The 25,160-nt window shown below is 69.7% G+C and carries 21 protein-coding genes; 10 read left to right on the forward strand and 11 right to left on the reverse strand.

All coding sequences use genetic code 11. The features are described 5' to 3' along the window. Positions 1–102: 102 nt before the first annotated feature. Positions 103–1,017 (reverse strand): DUF5996 family protein, encoded by a 915-nt coding sequence (locus ACZ4RZ_RS17015; RefSeq protein WP_467745783.1) that lies wholly within the window; start codon positions 1,015–1,017, stop codon positions 103–105. A 249-nt stretch (positions 1,018–1,266) separates the two neighbouring features. On the opposite strand from ACZ4RZ_RS17015, the gene ACZ4RZ_RS17020 reads away from it, so the two are divergent. After that, positions 1,267–2,121 carry an NmrA/HSCARG family protein gene (locus ACZ4RZ_RS17020; RefSeq protein WP_467745329.1) on the forward strand — a complete coding sequence of 285 codons (855 nt, stop codon included), beginning with the start codon at positions 1,267–1,269 and terminating at the stop codon, positions 2,119–2,121. Between the two features lie 550 nt (positions 2,122–2,671). Here ACZ4RZ_RS17020 and ACZ4RZ_RS17025 read toward each other — a convergent pair. Both ACZ4RZ_RS17025 and ACZ4RZ_RS17030 read right to left on the reverse strand, forming a co-directional pair. Next, positions 2,672–3,010: a hypothetical protein gene (locus tag ACZ4RZ_RS17025; protein WP_467745784.1), complete on the reverse strand. Its 339-nt coding sequence runs from the start codon at positions 3,008–3,010 to the stop codon at positions 2,672–2,674. Positions 3,011–3,453: 443 nt separating this feature from the next. Then, on the reverse strand, positions 3,454–3,921 hold the full coding sequence (locus ACZ4RZ_RS17030) for a winged helix-turn-helix transcriptional regulator (RefSeq protein WP_467745331.1): 468 nt from the start codon (positions 3,919–3,921) through the stop codon (positions 3,454–3,456). A gap of 98 nt (positions 3,922–4,019) precedes the next feature. Between ACZ4RZ_RS17030 and ACZ4RZ_RS17035 the strand changes: the two genes are divergently transcribed. From ACZ4RZ_RS17035 to ACZ4RZ_RS17055, 5 genes are all read left to right on the forward strand, one after another. Further along, on the forward strand, positions 4,020–4,565 hold the full coding sequence (locus ACZ4RZ_RS17035; RefSeq protein WP_467745332.1) for a PaaI family thioesterase: 546 nt from the start codon (positions 4,020–4,022) through the stop codon (positions 4,563–4,565). Continuing rightward, positions 4,555–5,382 carry an enoyl-CoA hydratase-related protein gene (locus tag ACZ4RZ_RS17040; RefSeq protein ID WP_467745333.1) on the forward strand — a complete coding sequence of 276 codons (828 nt, stop codon included), beginning with the start codon at positions 4,555–4,557 and terminating at the stop codon, positions 5,380–5,382. Before ACZ4RZ_RS17035 ends, ACZ4RZ_RS17040 begins: the two co-directional genes overlap by 11 nt. Before the next feature lie 181 nt (positions 5,383–5,563). After that, positions 5,564–6,349 (forward strand): cyclase family protein, encoded by a 786-nt coding sequence (locus ACZ4RZ_RS17045; RefSeq protein WP_467745334.1) that lies wholly within the window; start codon positions 5,564–5,566, stop codon positions 6,347–6,349. Continuing rightward, positions 6,346–7,992, forward strand: coding sequence for a thiamine pyrophosphate-binding protein (locus ACZ4RZ_RS17050; protein WP_467745336.1), 1,647 nt, complete (start codon positions 6,346–6,348; stop codon positions 7,990–7,992). The genes ACZ4RZ_RS17045 and ACZ4RZ_RS17050 overlap by 4 nt, the downstream gene beginning before the upstream one ends. A gap of 691 nt (positions 7,993–8,683) precedes the next feature. After that, complete coding sequence (locus tag ACZ4RZ_RS17055) at positions 8,684–10,498, forward strand: ABC transporter ATP-binding protein (RefSeq protein WP_467745338.1); 1,815 nt, start codon at positions 8,684–8,686, stop codon at positions 10,496–10,498. Between the two features lie 222 nt (positions 10,499–10,720). On the opposite strand, the gene ACZ4RZ_RS17060 is transcribed toward ACZ4RZ_RS17055, so the two are convergent. Continuing rightward, the gene (locus ACZ4RZ_RS17060; RefSeq protein ID WP_467745339.1) at positions 10,721–11,623 is read right to left on the reverse strand and encodes a LysR family transcriptional regulator; all 903 of its coding nucleotides are present in this window, start codon (positions 11,621–11,623) and stop codon (positions 10,721–10,723) included. A gap of 136 nt (positions 11,624–11,759) precedes the next feature. Here ACZ4RZ_RS17060 and ACZ4RZ_RS17065 point away from each other — a divergent pair, with 136 nt between their 5' ends. After that, on the forward strand, positions 11,760–13,217 hold the full coding sequence (locus ACZ4RZ_RS17065; protein ID WP_467745340.1) for an MFS transporter: 1,458 nt from the start codon (positions 11,760–11,762) through the stop codon (positions 13,215–13,217). A 73-nt stretch (positions 13,218–13,290) separates the two neighbouring features. Here ACZ4RZ_RS17065 and ACZ4RZ_RS17070 read toward each other — a convergent pair whose 3' ends face one another. Then, complete coding sequence (locus ACZ4RZ_RS17070) at positions 13,291–14,160, reverse strand: LysR family transcriptional regulator (protein WP_467745341.1); 870 nt, start codon at positions 14,158–14,160, stop codon at positions 13,291–13,293. Positions 14,161–14,332: 172 nt separating this feature from the next. On the opposite strand from ACZ4RZ_RS17070, the gene ACZ4RZ_RS17075 reads away from it, so the two are divergent. Continuing rightward, positions 14,333–15,595 (forward strand): MFS transporter, encoded by a 1,263-nt coding sequence (locus tag ACZ4RZ_RS17075; RefSeq protein ID WP_467745342.1) that lies wholly within the window; start codon positions 14,333–14,335, stop codon positions 15,593–15,595. Between the two features lie 91 nt (positions 15,596–15,686). Here the strand turns inward: ACZ4RZ_RS17075 and ACZ4RZ_RS17080 are convergent, their stop codons facing one another. Both ACZ4RZ_RS17080 and ACZ4RZ_RS17085 read right to left on the reverse strand, forming a co-directional pair. Then, entirely contained in the window at positions 15,687–16,964 is a 1,278-nt protein-coding gene (locus tag ACZ4RZ_RS17080) for a hypothetical protein (RefSeq protein WP_467745344.1), read from the reverse strand. A gap of 185 nt (positions 16,965–17,149) precedes the next feature. Beyond that, the gene (locus tag ACZ4RZ_RS17085) at positions 17,150–18,037 is read right to left on the reverse strand and encodes an ABC transporter substrate-binding protein (protein WP_467745345.1); all 888 of its coding nucleotides are present in this window, start codon (positions 18,035–18,037) and stop codon (positions 17,150–17,152) included. A 376-nt stretch (positions 18,038–18,413) separates the two neighbouring features. On the opposite strand from ACZ4RZ_RS17085, the gene ACZ4RZ_RS17090 reads away from it, so the two are divergent. Further along, positions 18,414–19,319 carry an NAD(P)-dependent oxidoreductase gene (locus ACZ4RZ_RS17090; RefSeq protein ID WP_467745346.1) on the forward strand — a complete coding sequence of 302 codons (906 nt, stop codon included), beginning with the start codon at positions 18,414–18,416 and terminating at the stop codon, positions 19,317–19,319. Here ACZ4RZ_RS17090 and ACZ4RZ_RS17095 read toward each other — a convergent pair. Next, positions 19,316–20,656: a S28 family serine protease gene (locus ACZ4RZ_RS17095; RefSeq protein WP_467745348.1), complete on the reverse strand. Its 1,341-nt coding sequence runs from the start codon at positions 20,654–20,656 to the stop codon at positions 19,316–19,318. The two genes, ACZ4RZ_RS17090 and ACZ4RZ_RS17095, sit on opposite strands and share 4 nt — an antisense overlap. A 311-nt stretch (positions 20,657–20,967) precedes the next feature. Continuing rightward, positions 20,968–21,327 carry a thioesterase family protein gene (locus ACZ4RZ_RS17100; protein ID WP_467745349.1) on the reverse strand — a complete coding sequence of 120 codons (360 nt, stop codon included), beginning with the start codon at positions 21,325–21,327 and terminating at the stop codon, positions 20,968–20,970. A 224-nt stretch (positions 21,328–21,551) separates the two neighbouring features. On the opposite strand from ACZ4RZ_RS17100, the gene ACZ4RZ_RS17105 reads away from it, so the two are divergent. Continuing rightward, positions 21,552–23,915, forward strand: a complete 2,364-nt coding sequence (locus tag ACZ4RZ_RS17105) for an FdhF/YdeP family oxidoreductase (RefSeq protein ID WP_467745351.1) — start codon at positions 21,552–21,554, stop codon at positions 23,913–23,915. A gap of 77 nt (positions 23,916–23,992) precedes the next feature. Here the strand turns inward: ACZ4RZ_RS17105 and ACZ4RZ_RS17110 are convergent, their stop codons facing one another. Both ACZ4RZ_RS17110 and ACZ4RZ_RS17115 read right to left on the reverse strand, forming a co-directional pair. Beyond that, on the reverse strand, positions 23,993–24,808 hold the full coding sequence (locus tag ACZ4RZ_RS17110) for an SAM-dependent methyltransferase (protein ID WP_467745353.1): 816 nt from the start codon (positions 24,806–24,808) through the stop codon (positions 23,993–23,995). A 30-nt stretch (positions 24,809–24,838) separates the two neighbouring features. Continuing rightward, complete coding sequence (locus ACZ4RZ_RS17115; protein WP_467745355.1) at positions 24,839–25,105, reverse strand: WhiB family transcriptional regulator; 267 nt, start codon at positions 25,103–25,105, stop codon at positions 24,839–24,841. Positions 25,106–25,160 lie beyond the last annotated feature (55 nt).

A 25,160-nucleotide genomic window follows, 5' to 3' on the forward strand; every position in this document is an offset into this window, starting at 1 on the left:
GAACCACAAGCAGGCCCCGTGTCTGTAGCTTCTGACGTCGCGAGCGCCTGGCCCTGGCCCGTGGAACGTGGGCCGCACTCGGGGCGCCCTCACCGCGAGGGTCTACCTGTGCTCCTGCCACCGGTTCGGGTCCGCTTCCAGGGCGGCGCGGTCCCAGTCGCCGTGTTCCGCGGCAGCCTCGTAGGTCGTGTGCAGGAATTCAGCCACTGCCCTGTCCGGGTCGGCCGCAGTGCGCACCGCCTCGTAGGGCAGGAGGAACTGGCCGTGGTCGGGGCTGTAGAACGCGTCGGCCGGGAGGACCGGATGGTCGGCGAAGCCCTCCGGCTCGGGATAGGCGTAAGAGTAAAAGGCCCCTTCTTCACCGCCGCCGGGCCAGAAGCCGCAGCTGCTCAGCTCGCGGGAGTAGCCCTCCACCATCACCCAGTCACCGCAGTTCGGGGCGCCGCCGGGATGCGGCGGCGCCGCCCGTCCCGAGAACCTCGTGCAGGCCAGGTCCATGGCGCCCCAGAAGAAGTGCACTGGGCTGACCTTGCCCACGAAGTACGAGCGGAACTCCCCCAGCACCCGGTCGGCCTGCAGCAATTGCCGCCAGAACAGCTGCGCGGCGCTTGGGTCGTAGGAAGCGTGCTGGTGGTCTTCATCGAAGGGGATCGCTGGGTCCACCTCGTTCGGATGTGCCTGGATCTTTGTCTCAATTCCCAGCTCGCCCAGGGCGTGCATGGTCTCGCGGTAGAAGTCGGCCACCGGTCTGGGCTCCAGCGCCACGCTGCGGTTGGTGCCGTCGCTGCTGCGGATACGCAGCAGATGGTCGAGGAAGTCGAACTCGATGTCGAAGACCCCGGAGCGGTAGGGGATCGCCGACGTGGTCAGGCCGCGCGGGCTGACATATAAGGTGACCTGCCACCAGTGGTTGACCAGCGGCGCGTGGGCCAGCCGGATCTTGCCGACGATCTGGGTCCACATGTGCAGGGTTTCCCGGGTCTCGGTCCAATCGGCGACCCGCAGCTGCGGCCACATCGTCCGCGACACCTGGTTGGAAGCCCCGTCCACAGCGAGCTCCTTCCGGGACAATCTGACAGATACCGAGCACGCTGCCCTCGGCCAGAGAATCAGGCAACCCGGCGCGCCTCACCGGCCACCGGACGGGGGCGCTTGCATGCTCCAGGAGCAGTCGGTGCGCCGGCATCGCGAGAACACCGAGCCGGCGGCCCGGTCTCACTGGTGGCGGCGAGGTCCTGTGGAGTCGATTCGGAAGGACTTTTCATCATGAGCCTTGACCAGCCGACCCTGGTACTCGGGGCAGCCGGGCGGCAGGGCGGCGCCGTCGTAAGCGCGTTGCTGTCCCGCGGTGCCGCCGTCCGCGGCCTGGTCCGCAACCCTCAATCCCCTTCGGCCCGGCGCCTGGCCGCCCAAGACGTCGAGGTCGTGGGCGGAGATCTCGAGGACCGCGAGTCCCTGGCCTCGGCCATGCGGGGAGTAGCCGGTGTGTTTGCGATGACCACGCCCTTCGAAGCAGGACCAGCCGCCGAGATCGCACAGGGCCGAGCCATTCTCGCCGCTGCGCATCAGGCCGGTGTGCCACACCTGGTCTTCAGTTCCGTCGCCGGGGCCGATCAGAACACTGGCGTGCCGCACTTCGAGACCAAGGCGGTCATCGAGCGGGAACTGGCCGCAGGCGAGGTGCCCTATACGATCCTGGGACCCACCTACTTCTTCGACAACGCCCTCGGCGACGAGGAGCGGATCCGCCAGGGGGTACTCGATCTCCCGCTGCCACCGGACCGCCCTCTGCAGCAACTGGCACGCCCTGACCTGGGTGAGTTCGCCGCCGCTGTCCTCGCCGCACCTGACGCGTTCATCGGACAGCGCATCGAGCTCGCCGGTGACGCCCCCACGCCCGGTGACATGGCCGCCGCGTTGAGCACGGCACTCGGTGTGACTGTTCGGCCCAACGAAGTGCAGCTCAACGAGATCGGCAACGACGACATGCGAGCGATGTGGGCGTTCCTGCGTAGCGTCGGCTACAGCGTCGACCTGTCGGCGCTGCACGCCGCCCACCCCGAACTGCGCTGGACGTCGTTCGCGGGCTGGGCCCGAAGCGCCTTCTCAACGGCACCATGACAGGTTGCCTTGCCTGCGGGCCCCGGGATGCGTGAGCACGTGCGGGAGATTGCGCCCCGACAAGAACGGAGCGCGCCTCTGGCCTGGCGAAGCGGTCCTCCGTCTCCGGCACGCCGGAATCCCGTTCTGGCTGTATTCGGCCACGGTGAGGTTCTCACCCCTGTCCGCTGCAGCCGGCATCCGGTGGGCGTGCTCAAGTCGCAGAGCGCGCACGAACCGCGGCACCGTCGCACACGCCCCGGGGACCGCTCGCCGGAGCCCGGGGCGTTGTGCTGGTCCTCTCGGTGGTGGGACCGATCCCAAGGCGTCGACCGGGGCCGTTTCGGTCGTACGTCTGGCTCGCCCGACCGGACACCGAAATCCTTGTCGACAGCAAGGGCGATCGTGGTTCACCGGCGTGAGTCGTCCGGCCGATGGGAATCACGCGCTGCTCTCGCCGTGGAAGAAGCAGATCCCGGCCGCGGGCCTCGGGCAACGGTTATCCGAACCCGGACGAATCGGCGGTCCGGATACGGTCACTCGTCCGCCCAGGACTGAGATCCGAATGCGGTCATGCGCGACTGAGCCGCGCAGAGATCCCGTGACCGACCAGCAGATAAATCACAGCCGGCAGGCCGTAATTGAGGAGAACGCGAAGGCTTTCGGTGTCCATGGTGAAAACATCCTGTGACCACCAGGCCAGCCAGTCGGCCGTTCCGTGCACGAACTCGACGAAGACATTGCCTTCGTTGGCTCCGAGCAGGTAGAGCAGGATCCACAGCCCCAGGAAAACGGCGGCGATGTCAGCGATCGTGTGGACGGCCAGGGCCGTCCGCCGCGCAGCGGACGGGCTCCGTTCGTAGCGGCGTGGGCCACCCGGGGGCGGGTCGTAGGCATGGGATCCGGGCATCGGGTCGGTATTGCTCACTGGAATCCAATCTGACGCGTCACTTTGCGAGCCGAGGCAGAGACAAACACGCTCTGGGCTGTCTCTCAGGAGAATCTCCTGCCGCGTCACGCACACAGGTCGTCGCGCGGACCCGTGTAGGTCTGCGTCATGCAACCGCCGTCGCGTTACACGTCGATCGCGATATCCCAAATATGAGTACGTATTCTGCAACCTGCCCAAATGTGCGAGCGGGGTTTCTTTTACCGACGGATAACCGACCCCCTGTGTGCGTATTCCGTGTGCCACTGATGGCACCCCGAGGCAGAACACATCACGACCCGTTCACTTTCCGGTGGGCGGCCGTGACACAACTCCCCGGGCAGCGATGAGGCCGCGGATGCGACGACTGACGCCTGTTTCCAAGGCGTCGAGGCGTCGAGGCGCCCGCGGGTGCCGCCGTGGTGTCAGGACCGGGGTCGGGCCGCGGGCCCCGGCAGGACCGTGACCTCGGTGGGGGAGAGGGCGGCGTGTTCGTCGGAGCACTCGACCACGACCCGTACCGGGGCGCCGCAGTCGCTGTGCTGGATGGCCAGGACCGGGCCTTCGGGATCCCCGACGTATGTCTCGCCCCACTGCCGGAGCGCCACGAGGACAGGCCACAGATCCCGGCCCTTGCGGGTCAGGCGGTACTCGTGCCGGGTCCGGCTGCCCTGCTCCTGGTACGGCACGGTCGTCAGGATCCCGGCCTCGACCAGCTTGCGGAGCCGCCCGGCGAGGACCGCCTCCGAGAGCCCCACATGGCGGCGGAAGTCGTCGAAGCGGCGGACCCCGTTGAAGGCGTCGCGCAGGATCAGCAGCGTCCACTTCTCGCCGATCAGGTCGAGGGTGCGCTGGACCGTGCAGTTCTCTGTGCTGATCTCCAGCCACTTCATGCCGTCATCGTAGGCAGGCCGCCTGGCTTTGTCATTGACAGTCAGCATTCTCCATGGCTAGCTTCACTTATTAAAGTCAGAGGAGGTAGCACAACCGCATGGAACGGTCTCGTACATACGACTGGGAGGACCCCACGATCTCGGCGGCCGCCGTCGGGCAGGGCTCGGGGCTGGAGTTCCTCCGGGAGCTCCTCGCCGGACGTGTGCCCTCGCCGCCGATCGGCGCGACACTGGGCATCGCCCTGGAAGAGGTGGAGCACGGACGCGCGGTGTTCTCCCTGGTGCCCGGCGAGGAGCACTACAACCCCATCGGCAGCGTGCACGGCGGGGTCTACGCGACAATGCTCGACTCGGCGGCCGGCTGCGCGGTCCAGTCCACCCTGCCGCAGGGCATGGCCTACACGTCACTCGACCTCACGGTGAAGTTCCTCCGCCCGATCACGGTCGACACGGGCAAGGTCCGCGCCGTCGGCAGCGTCCTCAGCAGCGGCCGGCGTACCGCACTTGCCGAGGCCCAACTGCTGGACGGATCGGAACGCCTTCTCGCGCACGCCACCAGCACCTGCATGGTGTTCCCGCTGCCGACCGCCTGCCCCCCACTCCCCACGCGCACAGACCGAACACGGAGGCGACGTGACCCTTGACAGCACCGTTCGGCTCGAGAGGCCGTCCGCCTCCGACCCCGCCGGGAAGATCCGCGTAGACCGCGCGGGAGCGCTGGTCACCCTCACCATCAACAGGCCCGACAAGGGCAACGCCCTGACCCTGGCCATGTACCGGGCTCTGGCCGACGCCGTCGCGACGGCGGATGCCGACCCGGGCGTACGGGTCATCGCGCTCACCGGTGCCGGCCAGGACTTCTGCTCCGGGAACGACCTCGACGACTTCCTGGCTCACCCCGGAACGGCCCTGACCCTCAGCTCCCCTGTCCTCGAGTTCCAGAAGGCCGTACGGCGCGCCAACAGCATTTTGGTCGCGGCCGTGGACGGGCCCGCCGTCGGAAGCGGCGCCACCGCGCTGCTGCACTTCGACCTCGTCTATGCGACCCGCCGCAGCCATCTGCAGTACGCGTTCGTCGACCTGGGTGTCGTACCGGACGGCGCCGCCAGCCTCCTGCTCCCGCGGCGCCTCGGGCCGCAGCGTGCCGCCCAGCTCCTGCTGCTGGGCGAACGCCTCTCCGCCGCGCAGGCCGCACAGCTCGGCCTGGTCACCGAGGTGTTCGAGAGCCGGGAGCACCTCGATACCCGCGTGGCCGAGCAGGTCGCGGCCTTGCTGGCCGCGCCCGAGGCGGCGCTGAAGGCCACGCGCGCACTGTTGAGGCCGACCGGGGCCGATCCTGTGCTGCGTATGTCGGCCGAAGCGGCGACCTCCGCCCGACTGCTGGGTACGGCGGACACGGCCGCGCGCATCGCTTCCCGCGCGGGCGGCCTGCTGTCCGCTCCCGACGGGAGCGGGTCCTAAGTGTATTGACCCGCAGGTGGTCGAGCGGCGACGCTCGGCGAACGGATGGTGCGGCAGCCCTCAGTGGTGAGACCGTGGCGAACCTCGCGCGCCCTGGGCATCGGCTGACACTCTTGGGAGTCCAGCGGTCGTCGACGCGTCCTGCGTTGCCGCCGGTTCAGCCATGTCTCAGGAGGTCGTCATGCCCCAGCCCTCCATCCTCGCCGCCCTGGCAGCCGGACTGCGGAGTGGTGCGATCGAAGTCGTCGACCTCACTTCCCCGTTGTCGTCGTCCACTCCGGTGATCCAACTGCCGGCCGAGTTCGGTCAGACGGCGGTGTTCGAACTGGAGGAGATCAGCAGGTACGACGACCGGGGTCCGGCCTGGTACTGGAACAACTTCCGCAGCGGTGAGCACACCGGCACGCACTTCGACGCGCCGGTGCACTGGGTCACCGGGAAGGACCGTGCCGACGTGGCGTCAGTGCCGGCGCGTCGGCTGATCGCACCCGCGGCGGTGCTGGACTTCTCCGCCGCGGCTGCCAAGGACCCAGATTTCCTCGTCGAGGTGGACCACATCAAGGCCTGGGAGGCGGACAACGGACCATTGCCCGAGGGCGGTTGGCTGTTGCTCCGCACCGGTTGGGACGCCCGTTCGCACTCTCAGGAGGCGTTCGTCAACGCCGACGAGAACGGCCCGCACACCCCTGGTCTGTCGCCGGAGTGTGCCCGATGGGTGGCGGAGGAGTCGCCGGTGATCGGTCTCGGTGTCGAGACGGTGGGTACCGACGCCGGACGTGCGCACTCCTTCGACCCGGCCTTCCCCTGTCACTCGTATCTCATGGGCAGTGACAAGTACGGGCTGACCCAGCTGCAGAACCTGGCGGAGCTGCCCCCGACCGGCGCCGTCGTCATCGCGGGCCCCTTGCCCATCGTCAGCGGCTCCGGAGCTCCCGCACGGGTGCTCGCCCTGGTGGAGCGTTCATGAAGGTCGCGGAGGCCGTCGGCCGGGCGGTGGCCGCGGCCGGGGTCGACCATGTGTTCGGCGTGGTCGGTTCGGGCAACTTCCACCTGACCAATGCCATGGTCGCGGCGGGCGCGCGGTTCGTCGCCGCACGCCATGAGTGCGGTGCGGCGACCATGGCCGACGCCTACGCGCGGACGAGCGGCACGGTGGCCGCGCTGAGCGTGCACCAGGGCCCTGGCCTGACGAACGCCATGACCGGCATCGCCGAGGCGGCCAAGAGCCGCACACCGCTCCTGGTGCTGGCCGCCGAGGTGACCGAACCGAGGTCCAACTTCTACGTCGACCAAGCGGCGTTGGCGCAGGCGGTGGGCGCCGTCACGGCGCGCGTGACATCGGCGCAGGACGCGGTCGTGCAGGCCGGCGACGCGGTACGACGAGCCGTGCACGAGCGGCGCACCGTAGTGCTCAACCTTCCGTTGGCGGTGCAGGCCCTGGAAGTACCCGACGGCGCACCGGCCTTGATCGCCCCGCCCTCCGAACGGACCGCGGTCGAACCGACGGCGGCCGACGTGGCCGCGCTGGTGCAGGCGCTCGAACAGGCCCGGCAGCCCGTCTTCGTAGCCGGCCGGGGCTCCCGCACGCCCGGCTGCCGGGACGCCCTCGCGGCGCTCGCCGAGCGTTACGGCGCGCTGCTGGCGACCTCGGCCGTCGCCCGCGGACTGTTCCACGGCAACCCGTGGTCGCTCGACGTGTCCGGAGGCTTCTCGTCGCCTCTGGCGGCCGAGCTGATCGGCGCGGCGGACCTGATCGTGGGCTGGGGCTGTGCGCTGAACATGTGGACGATGCGGCACGGTCGGCTGATCGGCCCCGACGCCACCGTCGTGCAGGTCGACGACGACGCGGCCGCGCTCGGCGCGCACCGGAACGTGCAGCTCGGCATCGTCGGCGATGCCGAGCTCACGGCGCGGCACGCGCTCGGCCGCACGGCGGGCGGCGCGTCACGACAGGGCTACCGGACCGCCGGCATCGAGGCGGCCATCGCCGCACGGATCCGGTGGCGGGACGTGCCGTACGACGACGAAGGCGGCCGCGAGCGGATCGACCCACGGACCCTGAGCATCGCGCTCGACGACATCCTCCCCGCGGAGCGGGTGATCGGCGTGGACTCCGGCAACTTCATGGGCTACCCGAGCATGTACCTCTCGGTGCCCGACCACAACGGCCTGTGCTTCACCCAGGCGTTCCAGTCGATCGGTCTGGGTCTTGCGACCGCGATCGGAGCCGCCCTGGCACAGCCGGAACGGCTGCCCGTGGCCGCACTCGGCGACGGAGGTGCGCTGATGAGCGCCGTGGAACTCGACACCGTACGCCGGCTCGGGCTGCCCATGGTGGTCGTGGTGTACAACGACGACGCGTACGGAGCGGAGGTGCACCACTTCGGGCCGGACGGGCATCCGCTCGACACAGTCAGATTCCCGCCGACGGACATCGCCGCCGTGGCGCGAGGGTACGGCTTCGAGGCGGTGACCGTGCGCACACCCGCGGACCTGAAGGCCGTCGAGGACTGGGTCGGCGGCCCACGGTCCGCACCTCTGCTCATCGACGCCAAGGTGGTCAATGATCGCGGGGCCTGGTGGCTGGAGGAGGCGTTCCGTGGACACTGACCTCGGCCGGGGTGGTGGGGGGGGGGGGTAGGAGAGCCCACCACCCCGGTTGCGGTGGGGGAGTCCCTAAGGACGGGGGGAGAGGGAAGGTTAAAATTCTGGTTGAGCGGGACCGCATCCGGGGGGGGGGGGGTGGGTTGCGGGGGGACACCCCCCCCACCACCCCGGCCGAGGTCGGGCAGCCTCGACGGACGGCGCGAGAGGGATGGCCGGCGCGCTGTTGGCGCGGCGTCCGGCCGACCCCGTTACGCTCCCCGCGTCCCGCCCGGAGCAGGGGTGCGGGCGCTTTCCGCCACGGCCCCGTCCTCGTGCTCGCCGTCCAAGGCTCCGGCGTGCGTGCCGTCGCCGCCGGAGACGTGAAGGGCGGGGTCGAGGAGTATCCGGCGAAGTGGTGTTGACGGGCCGCACACGATTTTTGCGGCCGGGGGTGCACATGTGCACGGCACGCCGTTGGCCGAGAAAAACGCTTGGACTGCGCGGGCGCCGCCGCGGGAAACTGCGACTCCTGACCTGCCCGTACTCGCATGGTGGCGTCGCCGCGAGGCCCGCGGAGGCTCCGTCGTCGTGCCCCGCCTGTCGGAGGACGACCCGAGTAAGGGCACTCACTCCAAAGCTCCGCACGGACATTGAGGCCACGGCATCTCCCCACAGCAGCACGTGGCGGGCCGCCGCACGACAACTCGGGGTTGGGATGGAATCGCCTGAATCGCGCGAGGCTCGGCCGGGCAAGGGCTCGGTGCTCCTCGCACTTCGTTATTACGGACGGGAGTTAGCCCGCCTCCGGCGGCTGACGGTGCCCGCGATGCTGTTGCCGGCGCTGGGCAACATCTGCATCAACTACGTCGCGCCGCTGGTCGTCGCGAAGCTCATCGGCCGAATCGCCGGCGACGCCGACATCGCCATGGGCTCGACGCTGCCCTACGTCCTCGGCTTCGCCGGCGTCCTGCTGCTCGCGGAGACGCTGTGGCGGCTCGGCCTGCACTGCCTGAACCGCCTTGACGCCCTCGGCATCGAGCAGCTGTACGTGATCGGCATGGACGAGCTGTTCGCCAAGGACGCCGCGTTCTTCCACGACAACTTCGCCGGGTCGCTGACCAAGCGGGTCCTGAGCTTCGCCTCCCGCTTCGAGGAGTTCGTCGACACGCTGACGTTCTCGGTCGTGGCCAGCTTCGTGCCGCTGCTGTTCGGATCGGTGGTGCTGTGGCGCTACGAACCGCTGCTCGTGGTCGGGCTACTGGCGATGATCGCGCTGACAGCGCTGTGCGTGACGCCCCTCATCCGTCGCCGCCAGGCACTCGTCGACCGGCGCGAGGAGGCGATCGCCCGGGTGTCGGGCCACGTCGCCGACAGCCTGATGAACATGGACACGGTCCGTGCGTTCGCCGCCGAGGAACGCGAGGCCGCCGAGCACCGTTCCCGCGTCGCCGAGTCGCGGCGGCTCTCGCTGAGGTCGTGGGACTACGGCAACCTGCGCATCGACACGCTGGTCGCACCGATGTCCGTGCTGACCAACGCGCTGGGCCTGCTGCTTGCCGTCGCGCTCGGCGGGGGCACGCACGGCGTGGAGGCGGTCGTGGTCGCCTTCACGTACTACAGCAACGCGACGCGGATCATGTTCGAGTTCAACCAGATCTACCGCCGCTTGGAGAGCTCGATGACGGAGGCAGCGCAGTTCACCGAACTGCTGCTGAAGCCGCCGACCGTGCTCGACCCGGTGTCGCCGGAACCGCTGCTGTCCCGGGCCGCCGACGTCCGCTTCGATCGGGTGACGTTCGCCCACGCGGGAGCGGAGCCGCTCTTCGAGGGACTGGACCTGGCTGTGCCCAGCGGGACGAAGATCGGTCTCGTCGGCCGGTCCGGCGGCGGCAAGACCACGCTCTCCCGGCTGCTGCTGCGCATGACCGACATCGACGCCGGGCGGATCCTGATCGGGGGGCAGGACATCAGCAGGCTGCGCCAGGCCGACCTGCGCGGCCTGATCGCCTACGTGCCGCAGGACCCGGCGATGTTCCACCGCACGCTGCGGGACAACATCGCGTTCGCCCGGCCGGACGCCACCGACGCCGAGATCCGGCGCGCGGCCGAGGCGGCGCACGTCACGGAGTTCGCCGACGCGCTGCCGGACGGCTTCGACACCATGGTGGGCGAGCGTGGCGTCAAGCTGTCCGGCGGACAGCGCCAGCGGGTCGCCCTCGCCAGGGCGATCCTGCGCGACGCGCCGATCCTGCTGCTCGACGAGGCGACCAGCGCGCTGGACTCCGAGAGCGAGATCCTCGTCCAGGAGGCGCTGTGGCGGCTCATGGAGGGGCGGACGGCGCTCGTGGTGGCACACCGGTTGAGCACGGTCGCCACCATGGACCAACTCGTCGTCCTCGACCGTGGACGGATCATCGAGCAGGGCACGCACCAGGAGCTGCTCGCGTCGGACGGCGCCTACGCGAAGCTGTGGCAGCACCAGTCGGGCGGCTTCCTCGACGACAGCCCCGCCAGGGCCGACCTGCACTGAACACCGCGGCCCGGCGCCCCGGACAGTCGCCGTCCGGGGCGCCACCCCCCGTCCGTCCATGCGCCAAGGGTCCGCCGATGGATCTCGTCGTCCATCAAGGTCAGGTAGTGGCGGTGCCCGTCGTCGGGCCGCTGCCGGTGGAGCCGCTCGCCGGTGTCTTCGCGTACGACATCGACTCCACCGGACGCCTTCAGCTCTCGTGCAGGTGGCCTCGCCGAGCCGTCAATCCTGCCCGTCGACGTGACACACACCGTGTACGCAGTCGCGCAGCCAGCGGTGAGCCGGGTCCGCGTCGAGTCGGACGTGCCACAGCAGCGACACCGTCACCTCGGGAGCGAGGAAGGGCAGTTCGAAGGAGCACATCCCTCGCCGCAGGTCCGCGGTGTGCCGCTCCGGAACCGTGGCGACCAGGTCCGAAGCCTTGGCCAGGGCCAACGCGGCACTGAAGCCGTCGACGACCGTCACGACATTCCGTCGGCGGCCCGTAGGGGCGAGAGCCTCGTCCACCAGACCCTCCGTCAGACCGCGCCGCGAGACGTGCACGTGTCGCGAGGAGGCATACCGGGCCGTCGTCACGTTCGCGGTACTCAGCGGATGCTCGCTCCGCACCACCCCGACGAACCGGTCGGTGAACAGAGGCTTGCTCAACACGTCGGGGGGCAGCGGGTGTTCGACGACGCCCGTCTCCAGGTCGACCATGCCGTCGCGCAAGGGACCGATGTCCTTCTTGGTCTTCTGCAGGAACCGCATGCGCACGCCGGGTGCCTCGCTGCCGACCTTGGCGACCAACGCGGGTCCGAATCTCTCCACGAACCCATCGCTGCTGCGCAACGCGAACGCCCTCTCCAGCGTCGCCAGGTCCAGCTTCTCGGCCGGCCGCAGTACCTCTTCGGCCTCCCGGACCAAGCCACGCACACGGTCGCGCAGTTCCAAGGCGCGCGGCGTGGGCACCAACCCTCGCCCGGCCCGCACCAGCAGCGGATCACCCGTGGCCCGCCGAAGTCGCGCGAGCGCGCGACTCATCGCGGACGGGCTGAGGGCAAGCCGTTCTCCTGCCCGCGTGACGCTGCCCTCCTCGAGCAGGACGTCCAGCGTGACCAGCAAATTCAAATCGGGCCTGGACATGCGCACACGATCTCACGGATCGATCGGAGTATGGCGTCGCGTGCACAAATGGCTTTCCATCTTTGCGTCTTCCGCCAAGTCGAAGTGGGACCTACGTTCATTGCGATCCCGTCGACTCCAGAAAGAGGCCACCGTCGTGAGACCGGTAACCCCTCCGTGCACCGAGACCGAGCAGACGTCGCCCGGGCGCCGTCCACCACTGGCCTGGGCGCTCAGCGCACTGTCGCTGTCCATGCTGCTGCCCTCACTGAGCATCAGCATCGCCAACGTCGGCCTGCCGAACATGGCCGTTGCCTTCGGCGCGGGCTTCAACGAGGTCCAGTGGGTCGTGATCGCCTATCTCTTGGCGATCACGACACTGATCGTCGGAGCCGGCCGTCTCGGCGACCTCGTCGGCCGACGTCGCCTCCTGCAGAGCGGCATCGCCGTGTTCACCCTCGCGACGCTGCTGTGCGGTCTCGCCCCGAACCTTCCCCTCCTGGTCGCCGCCCGGGCACTCCAAGGGGCCGGCGCCGCGTGCATGATGGCGCTCACCATGGCTTTTGTCGGTGAGACGGTGCCCAAGGACCGCACCGGCAGCGTCATGGGACTGCTCGGCACCATGTCGGCCGTCGGTACGGCGCTGGGACCCACCCTCGGTGGAGCCCTGATCACGCTCTTCGGCTGGCGTGCGATCTTCCTCGCCGGTGTGCCGCTCGGTCTCGTCGCGCTCGCGCTCACCTTCCGGGTGCTGCCCGATGCCGTACCGGCAACGAGCTCTTCACGCCGTCGGTTCGACACCGTGGGCGCGGCCCTGCTGGCGATCACTCTCGGCGCCTATGCGCTGGCGATGACGATCGAAGGGAACTCGTTCGGCCCGCTCGCCATCGGACTGCTCGTCGTCTCGGGGGCAGGCCTCGCCCTGTTCGTCTTCACCGAGAGCCGGGTCTCGTCCCCGCTGCTCACCCTCTCAATGCTCCGCGATCCCGTCCTCGCCGCAGGTCTGACGACGAGCGCCCTGGTCTCGACCGTCATGATGACCACCCTCGTCGTGGGACCCTTCCACCTGGCCCGGGCACTCGACCTCGACCCGGCGCTCATCGGTCTGGTGATGTCGGCAGGCCCCGCCGTGTCCGCCCTCACCGGCGTACCGGCCGGCCGCGCCACCGATCGCTTCGGAGCCGGGGCCATGGTGGTCGTAGGACTCAGTGGCATCTTCGGCGGCGCCGTGACCCTCTCCCTGATGCCCCCGGCGGCCGGTGTCATCGGATATGTCCTGCCCCTGGTCGCCGTCACGGCGAGCTACGCGCTGTTTCAGGCAGCCAACAACACCGCGGTCATGAAGGATGTCTCCCCGAGTCGGCGTGGCCTGGTGTCGGGCATGCTGAACCTCGCCCGAAACCTGGGACTCATGACCGGCGCATCGGTCATGGGAACGGTCTTCGCCTTCGCCGCCGGCACGAGCGAGGTGACCACAGCCGCGCCCGCGGCGATAGTTCGCGGCACGCACTGGACGTTCGCCGTCGCCGCCCTCCTTGTGGCCTTCGGACTGGCCGTGGTCCTGGGACTTCGGCTCCGCTCCCGGCTCTCCCCCGGAGACCCCGTCGGCGCCTAGAGGCTCGGTCTCGGTCCTGGCCCGGTCCACGACCCCGAGGACGGCGCTGAGTTACGTGAGCAGTTCCGCGCGGTCACGTGATGTGCCGCAGCAGCGCGGCGACCGCCGGGGGCGCCTCGCCCCGGGGCCGCACGACCATGACATTCCAGTGCGGCGCATGGCGTTCGAGCCGGCGGACGGCCAGGTCGGGGAAGCGTGCGGCGATCGACTCGGGCATGATGCAGGCGCCCAGATCGTGGCGGACGAGTTCGGCCGCCGCGACGATGTCGTTGACCTCGAAGGTCGTGTCGCGCTCGACGAGAGCGGCACGGAAGGCACGGTCCACCGCGACCCGGATCGCCCAGCCGGGGGCGAAGTCCACCAGGGGAAGCCGGGCCACCTCGTCGAGCGCGACCTTTCCGTCGGCTCCCGTACCGGTGAGTTCCCGCTCGGGAGAAATCACCAGCACCATCTCCTCCCGGGCGAGCAGGCGGGTGACCAGCGCCCGCTGCTGCGGACGGTCGAGGGCGACCACAGCCAGGTCCACCGTCCCGTCGCGCAGCGCCTGACGGATGTCGACCACGGCTGCCTGCCGGAGCCGGACCACCACGCCGGGATGTTCGGCTCGCAATGCGGCCAGAGCGTGGTGGAGGCCGGCCCAGACACCCTGCATCGTGCCGACCGTCACCGTCCCCCGCAGCTGGCCCTGCACGGCGTCCACCGCCGACCGCGCCTGTTCAGCGGCGCTCAGGGCCGTGCGTGCGGCCGGTACGAACGCCTCGCCGGCCGGTGTCAGCGCCACCCGGTGAGTGGTGCGGTCGAACAACCGCGTACCCAGTTCTCGCTCCAACGCGCGCACCGTGCCCGACACGGCGGACTGGACGACGTGGAGCCGCTGCGCCGCCGCCGTGAAGCCGCCCTCTTCGGCGACGGCGATCACGACCTCCATCTGCCTCAGGTCCATGAACACCGCTCCCGACGGCTGGGGTCATCCCATGGAAATCTCCCCGTGGACATCTCTCATGGAGATAACAGTCTTCGTTCATTATCGCGCGAACTGCGGAAGGCGGGCTTCTCGGCACGCGTTGTCCCGGTCACGAAGCCGAATGCGGGATTCGCCGAAGGAGAGGTCGCTCATGACCGTGTTCACCAGCACGACAGACCGGGCGCCGGGCATGCGGGCCCGGACGACCGGGAGCCGCGGAGGCGTCCCACGTCGTCACTCGCCCGCCCGTCACCACGCGGGTTTCTGGCTGGTCGCCGCGACCTTCACCCTGACCATGGCCTTCTCCACCGTGCCCACCCCGCTCTACCCGCTGTACCAGCGTGCCGACGGGTTCGGACCCTTCGTCGTCACGATCGTCTTCGCGACCTATGCCGTCGGTGTGCTGGCGGCACTCTTCCTGGCCGGACATCTGTCGGACTGGTTCGGGCGCAGAACGGTGCTGCTCCCGGCGATCGCGCTCAGCATCGCCTCGGCCCTGGTCTTCGCGAGCTGGTCCTCCGTGCCTGTCCTGCTCGTGGCCCGTCTGCTGTCGGGACTGAGCGTGGGACTCCTGACGGCGACGGCCACCGCGTACCTGGACGACCTCCACCGGCAGGCCCGGCCAAGTGCCTCGCCCGTCCGCGCCAATGTGGTGGCCACGGGTGCCAACCTCGGCGGGCTGGGGCTCGGGCCACTGGTCTCCGGGCTCCTCGCCGAGCACACCTCGGCCCCCCTGAAAACCCCCTACCTGCTCTTCCTCGGCCTGTTCGTCGTCGGAGCGGTGGCCGTGGTCCTGACTCCGGAAACCGTGCAGGGGCCCGAGCCGCGGCCGCGTTACCGCCCGCAGCGCATCAGCGTTCCCGACCGGGCCCGTCCCGCCTTCTTCGCCGCGGCCGGCGCGGCTCTGATCGCCTTCGCGGTGTTCGGGCTGTTCACCTCGCTGACTCCGGTCGTCCTCAGGGACCTGCACGTCGCCTCCCCCACGGTCACCGGACTCGCGGCCTTCCTCGTCTTCGGCTCGGCCGCGCTGGCACAGATCCTGCTGGCTCGCCTGAGCACCCGTACCCAACTGCTCCTGGGGCTGGGGCTGCTCGCGGTCGGCATGGCCGCGCTGACCGCCGCCGTCTGGACGGCGGACCTCCCGCTGTTCCTCGTCGGAGGCGCGGTCTCCGGGGCGGCCGCCGGTACGGCCTTCAAGGGCAGTGTCAGTACGGTGTTGTCGCTGGCCGTGCCCGAGCGGCGCGGTGAGACGCTCACCGGACTGTTCCTCGCCGCCTATCTGGGGCTGTCGCTCCCGGTGCTGGGGCTGGGCCTGGCCGTCCAGACGGTGCCGGTGCGCGACGCCGTGCTGGTCTTCGCCTTCCTGGTCGCCGTCCCGGCGGCCCTCCTGGCGCGCCGGTTCGCCCGTCGATGAGCAGGTCAGGACTTCGCGCGAGAGGACGTCGAACCGTGAGTCGCGAAGCAGGCGGCGGAATGGTCCGCCGCCTGCCGGACCGGCTCGGTCGTCACCGCCGGGTCGCGCGGCGGCGTACCACCAGGACGGCGCCCGTGCCGGCGACGACGGCCGCGGCCGCCGCGCCCGCGATGGGCAGGGCGGAACCGGAACCGGTGTTCGCCAGGTCGCCACCGGTCGAGGCCGAGCCGGAGGAACCGGTCGCGCTCGAGGAGCCGCCCGTGGAACCGGAACCGCCGGTGGACCCGGTGCTGGAACCTCCGGTGGACGAGGTGCCGGAGCCCCCGGTGGAGGACGTCGAGCCGCCACCGGTCGAGCCGCTACCACCCGTCGACCCGCCACCGGTGACGTCGAGCAGGATGTCGGCCGTGTCGTTCGCCTTGTTCTTGTCGAACGGCCGGGGCTCTCCGGCGAGCGCCACCGAGCCCTTGGCCCCCGCCGCCACCTTGTCGATCTTCAGCGTGAAGGTGTAGGTCTCACCGCCCTGTTCGTCGACCCAGGACTGGCTGGTGCCGCAGTCGTAGCTGCCGGACCCCACGCTTTCGCAGAACCCGTGAGCCTTGGTGACCGTCGTACCGGCGGGCATCTTGACCAGAACCCGGGTCGCCGGGGTGCCCATGTCCCTGCGCACCCAGCCCGGCCCGGCGTTGGTGAACTTCACCGCCAGGGTGACCGTGTCCCCGACGCGTCCCTTGACCCGGGCTCCGGACACCTGGAAGTCGGCCGTGTTCGCCGTGGTCACCGCCACATCGGCCGCGTCCCAGTCGGGGTGCGCGGTGGAGCCGGTGCCGGTCGGGGTGGTGTCGGGCCGTGCGACCAGCTTCACCGCGGGTCCGGTCCCGCGCACGGGCTGCGAGGCGCCGTCCCCGGGGGCGGTGTCGGTGGTGGCGACCGTCACCCGGAGCCTGTCGTACAGCGCTCGGTCGAGAACGTTCAGCGTCAGCGACTTCTCGGGCGCGTAGACGACGCCGGGTTCCACCGTCTGATCGAATTCGCAGACGGCGTCGGAGAAACTCGGGGCCTCGTCGAAGGAAGAGACCTCGTAGCGAAGGCAGTTGGAGGGCAGTTCCGCCTGGCTCAGCCCGCGGGTGACGGAGTACGACAGCCAGATCTTGTCGACTGCCTTGGTGCCCTTGTTCGTGAAGGTGACCGGGACGTCGACGCTGCTGCCCGGCTTCAGGCCGTCGATCGGGGCGATCTCTCCCAGGGCCAGTCCGGGGCCGGGGTCGTCGGCGACGGCGGGCGCGGCACCCAGTGCGATCAGGGCGACGGCGCCGACCGCGCCGGCGGTCTTGCGGAGCACGGGGAAACCGGGAGCGGTCTGCAGCATGGAGGTCCCTCTGGGTGAAGCATCGGCGACGGATGGACGAACTGCGGGGGAACGTGAGTTCCCGTCCATCAGACGCACGCCGCGACTGAAGAGTTGTACCGCGGTGGATCACCGGATCCGATCCACCCGCCGAGGCCTCCGGCCTGGACCGGGCCGAATCCGGGCCGGAGACCTCTGGTCGTTCCTCAGAAGGCGCCCGGGGTGCGGCCGAGGGTGCCCGTGGGATCGGCGGGGTCGGCGCCCTTGACCTGGCCGACGTAGAGCTCGAGTTGGGAGCGGAAGCGCTCGACGGCGCTTCGGTTGGACATGAACTTCACGAACGCGTCGGGGTCGGTGTTCTTGTACGACGCCAGGGGCTTGAGGCCGGTCGGGGGAGCGACGTCCTCGCGGACGGACCAGGTCCAGGTGGCGATGGCGTTCTTCTGAGTGGCCTGGGAGTTGAGCCAGCTCATGAAGAGCTTGGCGCCCGCCTTGTGCGGGGCCCTCTTGAAGACGGCGCCGCGCTGGGCCCAGGAGTTGAAGCGCTCCGTGTTCGAGAAGACCTGGGTGCCATGGGGGCGGGAGTCGCCGCCGACGGCGATGGAGGCGAGGTAGTCGCCGCTCGCCACGCCGGCCGACGAGCCGGGGACGCCGCGGATCAGCTTCGGGTTCTGCTGGACGAGCTTGGCCAGGTAGTTCCAGCCGTACTTGTCGACGATCTGCTGGTAGCCGAAGAGCACGGCGTCGTCGTCGTTCGGGTAGGTCAGGATGAGCTTGTTCCTGTAGGCGGGCTCGAGCAGGTCGGTGCCCTTGAAGTCGCCCTGGTTCGCCGGGAGTTGCTCGGTGTTGACGAGGTAGGAGAAGGCGCCGTAGAAGACGCCGGTGTAATAGCCGTCCTTGTCCTTGGCGTTGGCGTACACGTTGTTCCAGCCGACCGGCTTGTACTTGAGCAGGTCGCCGTGCTTCTTCCAGCGGTCGAAGTCCTGGGCGGTCTGCAGGATCGCGGCGTCTGCGGTCAGGTGGCCGGTGGCGAGCTGGTTGTCGATACGGGCGTCGTGGTACTTGCTCAGGTCGGTGACCAGGTGGAGCTTCACGTCCGGGAACTGCTTCGTGAAGGCGTCGGCCAGCGAGTCCCACTGGCCGGGCGCGTCGCCGCCGATGTAGACGGTGACTTTGCCGCCCTCCGCCTTGGCCGCCTGGTAGAGCGCCTGCAGCTGGTCCTGCTCGCTCGCGGCGGCCGGCTGGGCGGCCTGTGCGAGGGCGGTCGCGGAGACCGCGGTGAGGGCCAGGCCGGTGGCGACGCCCGTTCTGGTCGGCCAAGCCCGACGAGGTGCTCGCGGGTCTGCGCGCGCGGACCCCGACGGGTCGACTCGCCACCATGCGCGACGTGGTGGACGCCGTGGACTTCCTGCTTCGCAACCGCTCGGTCAACGGGGTCGATCTCGCCGTCGACGGAGGATGGCTGCTCCGATGACGAAGACGATGCGGCTCGCGGTGATCGGGACCGGGCGCATGGGCGGTGCGATGGTGCGGCGGCTGCGGCGCGCGGGATTCGAGGTGACGGCCCACAACCGCTCGCGCGAGAAGGCCGAGGCGGTGGCCGCCGGTGCGGGAGCCAGCGTCGCGGCCACCGCCCGCGAGGCCGCCGCGTCCGCGGACGTCGTGCTGGTCTCGCTCGCCGACGACGCGGCCGTGAGCGCGGCGTACGGCGGAGGGGACGGCATCGCGGCCGGACTCCGCCCGGGCAGCGTGGTGCTGGAGACGAGCACCATCGCGCCGGAGACAGTCTCGGTCCTGCACAGCCTCGTCGACAAGCAGGGTGCGGCACTGCTCGACACGCCCGTGTCCGGGAGCGTGAGCTTCGCCGAACAAGGCAGGCTGACCGTGCTGGCGGGTGGCTCCGGCGAGACGCTGGAGCGAGTGCGCCCCGTACTCGACGCGCTGGCCGAGCGGGTCGTCCATGTGGGCGACAGCGGCAGGGGAGCGGCGATGAAGCTGGCGGTCAACTCCGTTGTCCACGGGCTCAATCAGGCGCTGTCCGAGGCGCTGGTGCTCGCCGAGCGGGCGGGGATTCCCAGGGAGTCCGCGTACGAGGTGTTCGCCGCGAGCGCCGTGGCCGCCCCCTTCGTGCGGTACAAGCGGGACGCGTATCTGCATCCGGACGAGGCGCCCGTGGCCTTCACCCTCGAACTCGTCGCCAAGGACCTGGACTTGGTCCTGGACCTCGCCGAGCGTGTCGGCGCATCGATGCAACAGGCGCGGCTCAACCGCCGGTTGGTCCGTACAGCCGCCGAAGGAGGCTTCGGCGGCCGGGACCTGAGCGCGATGGCGGAGTTCCTCAGGTCGGGCGGGCCCGAGGTTCCGGAGCCCTGCTAGGCACACCACCGGCCGTCGGCCCAGTGGGTGAGTGTGGCGACGGCTTCGGCGCGGTCGGTGGACGAGAGGGCGGCGATGGTGGCGTGGTGGTTCGTGCCGGGAGCCCACAGGACGCGGGAGTCCGGGGAGTCCGAGTGGAACGGTTCGGCAACTGCGGGGTCCTGGGCGCCGTTGACGAACAGCAGACGGCTGCCGCGACGGCGGACCCAGCGGTCGATGTCGGGCATGGCGGCGGAGTCGAAGCGCATCGGGATGTCGCGGGGGACGAAGGTACGGGGCTGGATGGCGTCCGGGTAGCGCAGGAGGCCGCCCAGGTGGGCGGTGGGGACATCGAAGTAGCCCAGCTGTGTGCCGAGTTGGTAGAAGTACGGGATGTAGTTCCGCGCGACGGAGTCGGCGTAGACGGGCAGCGCGGCGGTGTCGTCCAGCCATGCGTACAACGCGTCGGTGGTGGCATCCGGGCCAGGAATGGCGGCGCAGTCCGCGGCGGTGCCGTACTGCCAGAACATGAGCGGTGCGCGCAGCACGGCAATCTCGAGCGCCTTGTCGGCGCTGCCGATGATGCCGAAGGCGGTGCCGGTGGAGGCTGCCCAGGCTTCGTAGCGGCCGGCCATGTCGGCGCGGCGGAGCAGGATCTGCCGCTGCGCCGCTCTAAGGGCGTCGCGGCAGGCTGCGGTGCCCACGGTGTCCAGGAAGCGGAGGTAGGCGGAGTCCTCCCGGTCGTCGACGTTGTTCGGAGCGGAGTAGGCCACGGTGCCGTCCACGTCGTGCGGGTGGAAACGGCGGTGGTAGACGCTGGCCATGCCGCCCTTGCTGCCGCCGGTGGAGATCCACGCGCCGGGATACAGCCCGCGGAAGAGGCGTACGACGCGGTGGTGGTCGTCGGCGGCCTGGCGGATGGTGAGGTGTGTGTAGTCGAGCGTCGCTGGGCGCGAGGTGCCGAAGAAGCGGTGCTCGACCTGAATCTGGTTGCCGCCCAGCAGCACGGTGGGTTCGGCACGCCGGGGCGTGAGCGCCGCCTCGTAACCGGTCGTGAACAGGACGGTGGGACGGTCGGCAGAGGTGTGGAGCAGGGTCAGGCGCTGCTCGAAGGTGCCGGCCGCCCGGTTCCTGTGGTCGACCGGCTGGCGCAGCCCGAGCACGAAGAAGCGGTACCCCGGCTCGGCACCCGGCCGTTCCTCGACGATCCTCAGCCCCGGCAGACCACGCAGGCGCTCCAAGACATCGTCACGCCCGGGCCGGGCTGGGCCGGCCTTCGCGGGTGCGGCCGCCGTGGCGGCGAGGCCGGCCGTCGAGGCTGCCGAAAGCAACAGACGTCGTCTCGTCCAGGTACGCATGTGAATCCTCCCCTGTCACAGCCGCACCGGTGACGTCGTGCGCCGTCTCGGCGGTGCCTGCCGTGCATCGCTGACCGTTTCAGTACAGCTGCCGGGCGGCACGGGAAGATCCCGCGCGCGGGGGGACCGTCTCCCCCGACCGGGGGAGACACGAACAGGTCCGGGGGTCGTCCTCGACCTGTCCTTCGGCGCTCAGCGGGCACTGGACGAGGGGCAGTGGGAGGCAGACTTCTGACGCGACGAGTGGATCCAACCCCTGTCCGCCATCGCGAGCCGGCCTTCCCCACCGCACGTCGCGGAGCCGGCGAGGTTCAGCGGGCCGTATCGGGGCCCAGTGCCACCGCGAGGAACCGCTGCCGATCGACGATCGCCCGGTCGATCTCTCCCGCCGCGACAAGCTCTCCGGAGTCGTCGAGTGCTCGCACGAGGAAAGTGAGCCGCCGACCTGCCGCGGCGCCAGGCGGCTCGGCGATGACCTCCACCCGACCGCCCACGCGGATCGCCCGGAGATGCTCGATGCGCACCGCGGTCCCGACCGTGGTCTGGCCCGTTGCGGTGAACGGTGCGGCGGCGTGCACGGTTGCCGCCTCCATCCACGCGACAAGCCTCGCGGTGGACAGCACAGGTACATCACCGCTGCCCACTGCCTCGGCGGTATCGGCATCGGTCACCTCATGAAGCATGCCACCACGCTACTGAACCGGAACTCGAGCACTGGTCCCTGAGGGGCCGCATGGCGGCCGTGGGGTCCGGTTGAGCAAGCCACAGGATGGTCGTAGCGTTTCAGGCGTGATGTGGATCATCTGACCCGATCGCCGCGGCCCCCGAAGCCTTGTAGAGGCGCACAACGCAAGGTGAGGCACCCCTCGGCGGCAGATACGAAGGGTTGATCAGCATGGCTACCTCGGATGCCGACAAGGCTGTCGCGGGAAACGAACCTCTGCGCGACGCCGGGGCACCTGCTGGAGGCGAGGGTCCCACCGCGGAGAAGCGGCCGTCGCAACGGGCCTACCATCATCCGGCGGCCGGCTGGGGGGCCGCCAAGAGTGTCACGCGCGTCCTCCTGCGGGAGCGCGCGCTGATCGACGGGCCACGCGCCATCTTCAAGATGAACCACGAGAGCGGGGGCTTCGACTGCCCGGGCTGCGCCTGGCCCGACGACACCAAGGGCCTCAGGCTCGACATCTGTGAGAACGGCATCAAGCACGTCACCTGGGAGATGACGCCCAAACGGGCGGGACGTGAGCTGTTCGCCGCACACTCCGTCTCGGAGCTGGCGGCATGGACCGATTTCGAGCTGGAGGACCAGGGCAGGCTGACGGAGCCGATGGTCTACAACCAGGAGACGGACCACTACGAGCCCATCACCTGGAAGGCCGCGTTCGAACTCATCGGAAGCGAGCTGCGGGCCCTCGACGATCCGAACGAAGCCGCCTTCTACACCTCGGGACGCCTCGGCAACGAGGCGACGTTCCTGTACCAGTTGATGGCCCGCGAGTACGGCACCAACAATCTGCCCGACTGCTCCAACATGTGTCACGAGGCGTCCGGACGCGGCCTGCAGGCGTCGCTCGGCACCGGAAAGGGCACGGCCGACCTGGCGGACTGGGAGAGTGCCGACGCCCTGTTCATCATGGGCGTCAACGCGGCCTCCAACGCTCCGCGCATGCTGACCGCGCTCGCCGAGGCATACCGGCGGGGTGCGCAGATCGTGCACGTGAATCCGCTGGTCGAGGCGGCCGCCACCCGGACCATCGTCCCGCACGAGTTCGTCGACATGGCCCTGTTCAAGTCGACGCCCACGAGCACGCTCAACCTCCAGGTCCGTTCAGGCGGCGACATGGCGCTCCTGCGCGGTATCGCCAAGGCGGTGATCGAGGAGTCGGCCTCGAACCCGAAGGCACTCGACCGCGAGTTCATCGACCGCCACACGCAGGGGTTCGAGGAGTACCGTGCCCTGTGCGAGGCGACGCCGTGGGAAGAGCTGGAGCGTCAGTCCGGGCTGACGCGCGCGGACATCCTGAAGGCCGCCGAGGTGTATTCGCGGGCCGACCGGACCCTGATCAGCTGGTGTCTGGGCGTGTCCCAGCACGAACACGGTGTGGACACCGTTCGGGAGATCATCAATCTACTGCTGCTGCGCGGGAACCTGGGGCGCGAGGGCGCCGGGCCGTCGCCCGTCCGTGGGCACAGCAACGTGCAGGGGAACCGCACCTGCGGCATCGACCACCGGCCCACGCCCGAGTTCCTCGACCGGCTCGCCGACGTCTGCGGCATCGACCCTCCCCGTGAGCACGGCCTGGACACGGTCGGCGTGATCGAGGGGATGCATCGGGGCACGGTCAAGGTGTTCGTCGGGATGGGCGGCAACTTCGCCATGGCCGCACCCGACACCGCATACACCGCGCAAGGACTTCAGCGCTGCCAACTCACGGTGCACGTCAGCACGAAGCTCAACCGCAGCCATGTGATCCACGGGAGGAAGGCACTCATCCTGCCGTGCCTCGGACGGACGGAGAAGGACCACCAGCGCCGTGGCATGCAGGCCACCTCCGTCGAGGACTCCATGAGCATGGTGCACCTGTCGCTCGGCATGAAGCGTCCGGCGTCGCCGCATCTGCTGTCCGAACCCGCCATCATCGCCGGTATGGCGCGGGCGACTCTGCCCGACAGCGCCGTCCCGTGGGAGCACTACATCGAGGACTACGACCGCATCCGGGACACCATGGCCCAGGCCCTGGACGGCTTCGAGGACTTCAATCGCCGGGTCCGCCTGCCCCTTGGGTTCCGTATCCGGCAGCCGGCCCGCGAACTCGTCTTCCTCACCCCGTCCGGGCGTGCCGAGTTCTCCGCCGCCGTGCTGCCGGACGTCGTTCCCCACGACGACGTGCTGATTCTGCAGACGATGCGCTCCCATGACCAGTGGAACACGACCATCTACTCCGACGACGACCGCTACCGGGGCATCAAGAATCTGCGCGCACTCGTCCTCATGAACGCCGCCGACATGCGGTCACGCGGCATCGCTCCCGGCAGCCTGGTCGATGTCACGGCCACCTCCAAGGACGGCAGCAAGCGCTCCCTCACCGGGTACCGGGCATTGAGCTACAACATGCCCCGCGGCTGCGCGGCCGGGTACATGCCCGAAATGAACGCCCTCATCGGCGCGGCCGACTACAGCACGCAGAGCGATCAGCCCCTCATGAAGAACATCAGGGTCCGTGTCGCCCCCAGTGACGCCGGCGCCGACAGTGCCTGAGGAGCATCCTTGAGCAGCGCCGGCGGCCTCGGCGGCGATGAGGGCGGTCAGGCAGGATCGGCACAACCGACAAAGTTCTACCAGGCCTTGAAGCCGACCCCGCCGTACAGCGAGACCGGCCCGTCGCCGATCGGGGTCTCGCCCTCCGCGAGGTCCGGATGCCAGTCCTTCACGGAGACAATCCCCGGCTCGATCAGCTCAAGTCCCTTGAAGAAGCGGCTCACTTCGTCGTGCGAGCGGCCCACGAGGGTCACGCCGCCCTTCGCGTAGGTCTCGATGCCCCGCCGCACGTTCTCCGGCTCGAAGTCGGCGGTCATCGCGGACAGGACCAGGCAGCTGCCCGGCGCGAGCGCGTCGACCAGGGTGTCCACCAGCTCATAGGCGCCGGCCTCGTCGGCGATGAAGTGCATCAGGGCGATGAGCGACAGGGCTGTGGGCCGGTCGAAGTCGAGGACGCGCCCCGCCTCTTCGAGGATCTTCCGCGGCTCGCGGGCATCGGCCTGGATGTACTCCGTCACGCCTTCCGGGGTCCCGCGCAACAGGGCCTCGGCATGGGCGAGGACGATCGGGTCGTTGTCGACATAGACGACCCGCGCGTCCGGAGCGGTGATCTGCGCGATCTGGTGGAGGTTCGGTTCCGTGGGAATACCGGTGCCGATGTCGAGGTACTGGCGGATTCCCGCCGCACGCACGAGGTGCCGCGTGGCCCGCTGCATGAACCAGCGGTTGCTGCGCGCCGCCCGCCGGGCGCCGGGATCGATCGACATGATGTGCTGCCCGAGCTGCTCGTCGACCGGGTAGTTGTCCTTGCCACCCAGGTACCAGTCGTACACCCGCGCCGGATGCGGCTTGCTGGTGTCGATCCGGTCTCGGGCGGACTCGGTCCCGGTCATCCGACAACTCCTCTGCTCGACAAGGCCTGTTCACCCCGTCGGCCTGCTTTCGACGAGGTGTGCGAGCAGTCTGTCATCCCGGATCAGCGCGGCGCGTTCCTCCTCGCAGGTTCCGCCCCACACCCCCGACGTCTGCCCGCTGCTCAGCGCCCAGGCCAGGCACTCGCTGGTCACCGGGCAGCGGGAACAGATGCGCTTGGCGGCGGCGATGTCCTCGAGCGCCGGCCCTCTCGTGCCCACGGGGAAGAACAGATCCGGGTCCGCTTCCGCGCAGGCCGCACTCCACAACCACTCCATGCGGGCGCGGGTGCCCAGGACGGATGGGTGGAAACCGACCGTAGAGGATCTTCCC

The organism is Streptomyces sp. NPDC027189 (assembly GCF_055566975.1).

Excerpts from the sequence above, each read along its gene's own strand:
- ACZ4RZ_RS17035 (WP_467745332.1), top strand. The coding sequence starts at position 4,020 with ATGGAACGGTCTCGTACATACGACTGGGAGGACCCCACGATCTCGGCG.
- ACZ4RZ_RS17025 (WP_467745784.1), bottom strand. The coding sequence starts at position 3,010 with ATGCCCGGATCCCATGCCTACGACCCGCCCCCGGGTGGCCCACGCCGC.
- ACZ4RZ_RS17095 (WP_467745348.1), bottom strand. The coding sequence starts at position 20,656 with ATGCGTACCTGGACGAGACGACGTCTGTTGCTTTCGGCAGCCTCGACG.
- ACZ4RZ_RS17090 (WP_467745346.1), top strand. The coding sequence starts at position 18,414 with ATGACGAAGACGATGCGGCTCGCGGTGATCGGGACCGGGCGCATGGGC.
- ACZ4RZ_RS17110 (WP_467745353.1), bottom strand. The coding sequence starts at position 24,808 with ATGACCGGGACCGAGTCCGCCCGAGACCGGATCGACACCAGCAAGCCG.
- ACZ4RZ_RS17115 (WP_467745355.1), bottom strand. The coding sequence starts at position 25,105 with ATGGAGTGGTTGTGGAGTGCGGCCTGCGCGGAAGCGGACCCGGATCTG.
- ACZ4RZ_RS17020 (WP_467745329.1), top strand. The coding sequence starts at position 1,267 with ATGAGCCTTGACCAGCCGACCCTGGTACTCGGGGCAGCCGGGCGGCAG.
- ACZ4RZ_RS17030 (WP_467745331.1), bottom strand. The coding sequence starts at position 3,921 with ATGAAGTGGCTGGAGATCAGCACAGAGAACTGCACGGTCCAGCGCACC.
- ACZ4RZ_RS17045 (WP_467745334.1), top strand. The coding sequence starts at position 5,564 with ATGCCCCAGCCCTCCATCCTCGCCGCCCTGGCAGCCGGACTGCGGAGT.
- ACZ4RZ_RS17075 (WP_467745342.1), top strand. The coding sequence starts at position 14,333 with ATGACCGTGTTCACCAGCACGACAGACCGGGCGCCGGGCATGCGGGCC.
- ACZ4RZ_RS17105 (WP_467745351.1), top strand. The coding sequence starts at position 21,552 with ATGGCTACCTCGGATGCCGACAAGGCTGTCGCGGGAAACGAACCTCTG.
- ACZ4RZ_RS17055 (WP_467745338.1), top strand. The coding sequence starts at position 8,684 with ATGGAATCGCCTGAATCGCGCGAGGCTCGGCCGGGCAAGGGCTCGGTG.
- ACZ4RZ_RS17015 (WP_467745783.1), bottom strand. The coding sequence starts at position 1,017 with ATGTGGCCGCAGCTGCGGGTCGCCGATTGGACCGAGACCCGGGAAACC.
- ACZ4RZ_RS17060 (WP_467745339.1), bottom strand. The coding sequence starts at position 11,623 with ATGTCCAGGCCCGATTTGAATTTGCTGGTCACGCTGGACGTCCTGCTC.
- ACZ4RZ_RS17050 (WP_467745336.1), top strand. The coding sequence starts at position 6,346 with ATGAAGGTCGCGGAGGCCGTCGGCCGGGCGGTGGCCGCGGCCGGGGTC.
- ACZ4RZ_RS17080 (WP_467745344.1), bottom strand. The coding sequence starts at position 16,964 with ATGCTGCAGACCGCTCCCGGTTTCCCCGTGCTCCGCAAGACCGCCGGC.
- ACZ4RZ_RS17070 (WP_467745341.1), bottom strand. The coding sequence starts at position 14,160 with ATGGACCTGAGGCAGATGGAGGTCGTGATCGCCGTCGCCGAAGAGGGC.